Below are 2,833 nucleotides of genomic sequence, written 5' to 3'. Positions count from 1 at the left end.
AGGGTCAATTTCATCATATAATATTTTAGATGCTAATCCTCTTCCTCCTAAATACTTCTTTACTACTTCACCTTCGATTTTTTCTCTTTTAATTTCTTCATTGCTAAGATCAATTCTCAATACTTCATACTCATAAATTTTGCCCATTAATTATACCTCCTTTTTTATTCCCCTTCTTTCCAAACACGGGAGGCTGATTCATTTCTTCCTCAACCCGGCGGTCACTATTTCATTGAATTAAATTCTTTAGAAATAGAGACTCGAAGGTATACTTATATTATTAAAATCCTTTATAAGTACTTTCAAAAATACCTATAACATCTTCTAACTCTTCTAAGCTACCTGGTATACCTAAGTCAGATGACAAATCTACAATCGCTTTTATACCTGCATCTGCTGCTTCCATAATAGACATTCCCTCAGTATTAGCACCAAGCAATTTGCCTATTTTAGCTATTTTTTTAGGTTTAGCTAATTTGTTGAAATTAGTAACATGTGATAATAAAATGGCATTACATACTCCATGAGGAAGATCATAAAATCCTCCTAATTGGTGAGCCATACCATGTACTAAACCTAAAGAAGCATTATTGAAAGCCATTCCAGCTAAAAACTGAGCATATGCCATTTTTCCTTTTTCCAACACATTAACTGATGGAATAAAATATCTACTTTCCTGGGCCACTTGGTCCACTTCTTTGTTTTATTTTTTGAAAATTATAAATATTAATAATAAATAAATATTTATACTATTATTATAATTATTATGTAAATAAATGTCAAGTATTTTACTAAGTTTTTAATTTCACAACCTGAACATTGAGTACAATCGGAAAAGGGAAATTCTTTGACTTTTTTTCGAAACTTCTTAAATTCATCACTATTCCATATATCTTTTAAACTATTTTCAGTTATTTTCCCTAAAACATATTTGTTTATATGTTTTTTTCCTTTCTCTAATATAAAGATCATAATTATGCATTAAAGCAATACAGGGACTTATTTCCCCCTTCCAATTAACTGCTATAGTACCTTCTTCAACAAATTTACAATACCCTCGCTGAGGATTAAACAGGACCTGTGGTGTACTAATAAAGCTAGATTTCCCACCTACTGCTGCAATATCACGAATTATATCTTCTCTTAAATCAGTTGGAGGAAGATAAACTTCCGGTCTATGTTCAGTCCTAATCTCTGGCTGAGAACGACTAATAGAAAAAGAATATAATATTTCTTCAGAATTGTGGATTATTAATTAAAAACTGCAAATTGCACCTCCTTTAGGTCATTATTATTCCCAATCTAATAGTCTTTTTTCTCCTTCAAGTTCGCGAAGTTCTGTAATATCCTGACTTACTTCAATAGTTCCTCTGTAATTACCACTATTATCTCTTAAAGCAAAATATTCAATTAGTACAAACTTTCCTTTCATTTGTATCCAAAATCTAGCTTTATCTTTATCACCTGATTTAAAAGAATCTAAAATATTTTCTACAATATGAACACTTTCTGGAGGATGACAATTTTGAACATCTCTGCCAATAATAGCTTTAGAACGTGGAAAAAATCTTTCTTCTGGATTGGAAAAAAATCTAACTTTATCATTTTCATCTACATAAGTAATATCAACAGGTAAATTATTTATCATCATTTTTATTTGTTCTAAACTCAGATTACCTGTACCTAATCCCAGAAAAACTCCTTCAAGAGAAAAATCATTAGAAATACTGATACTTTCAATACCTTTTTCTTTTTCTGCCCTGTTCTTAATTATCATATCTTCTTTACTGGGAGTATCAATAAAGATATATCCTTCTTCTAAAGATTGTTTTTGAATTTCTTTCCATTCATTTTCTGTTAAAGTTTCGACTGCTATTGGGAAAATTATTTTTTCCTCTTTAAAAACCATTCTATACATAGTTAGGAATAGTTGACCAAACTTTTTCCTTATCTCATTATTTAATTTGTTTTCCTTTTCCAAAAGCTCAAGTAATTCCTTAAGACCTTTTCTTATATCATCATGTAAAGACCACATAACCTGTAAAGGACTATAATTATCCCATTTCTTTTCTAAATAAGGAAATAATATATTTTCTTTACGGACATAATGTTTCTCAAATTTTTGTAATTTTCGAAGATGTTCTTTTAAATTATTTAATTCTTCGTCTTTATTTATTTCAGAATCAAATTCTATTTTTTTAATTACCTCTTTAGTTTCATTTAATATTATTTTTAGTTTTTTATTTTCTTCCATCATATAATATAAAGGGTGACCTTTTTCAGGTTTATCCCATTCATACTTTTCTAAATATGGATTAAAAACATTCATGATTTTTTCAATATGTTTTTTTATTTTAGAAACTTCCACCCCTTTTTTAACCTGCCTATCCTCCATTTCAATTACATCATGAGGAGTAATATTTTCTATAGCTTCACTATATTTATCAATAAGAGTTTTTCCATCTTTTCCTTCCATCATTCCCATTGAAAATGATAACAGAGCCTCAATTCTTTTCTCACGATTATTGATAAATTCTGACATCCAACCACCTCTTTTGTTTTAATATTTTTAATTATCTAATTTTTTAACTTAATTATATTTTACCTTTTTAAAATAAAAATTTCAATCCCTGCAAAAAATAAAAAATGACCAGTAATTATACCTGGCCATAAAATAATAATTGTCTATTCGTTTTTTAAATCGAATACTAAATCTTCATAATCAATTAACCCTTTTAAATACCTACCCGTTTTTTTAATCATTTCAAAACTTTTTTTCATCATAAGTTGTGAAGCCATTTCCTGGTTTTTGACAGTTACGACCACTTTATCT

At 28.4% G+C, this 2,833-nt stretch carries 4 protein-coding genes and 1 riboswitch; all 4 genes read right to left on the bottom strand.

All coding sequences use genetic code 11. From position 1 onward, the window contains the following. Positions 1-147 (bottom strand): aldehyde ferredoxin oxidoreductase N-terminal domain-containing protein (locus VJ881_11595; GenBank protein HKL76699.1); only part of this gene is annotated, 147 nt, incomplete at its 3' end. A 9-nt stretch (positions 148-156) separates the two neighbouring features. After that, positions 157-278, bottom strand: a riboswitch (molybdenum cofactor riboswitch). A 2-nt stretch (positions 279-280) separates the two neighbouring features. Next, complete coding sequence (locus VJ881_11590) at positions 281-685, bottom strand: iron-containing alcohol dehydrogenase (GenBank protein ID HKL76698.1); 405 nt, start codon at positions 683-685, stop codon at positions 281-283. A gap of 59 nt (positions 686-744) precedes the next feature. Further along, the gene (locus tag VJ881_11585; GenBank protein HKL76697.1) at positions 745-972 is read right to left on the bottom strand and encodes an SPASM domain-containing protein; all 228 of its coding nucleotides are present in this window, start codon (positions 970-972) and stop codon (positions 745-747) included. 319 nt (positions 973-1,291) lie between these two features. After that, positions 1,292-2,542, bottom strand: coding sequence for a PAS domain-containing protein (locus VJ881_11580; protein ID HKL76696.1), 1,251 nt, complete (start codon positions 2,540-2,542; stop codon positions 1,292-1,294). Positions 2,543-2,833: the final 291 nt, after the last annotated feature.

Source organism: Halanaerobiales bacterium, from assembly GCA_035270125.1.
Lineage (GTDB): Bacteria > Bacillota > Halanaerobiia > Halanaerobiales > DATFIM01 > DATFIM01.
Note: the sequence above shows the minus strand (reverse complement) of the source record. Positions and strands in the feature narration are given on the sequence as shown.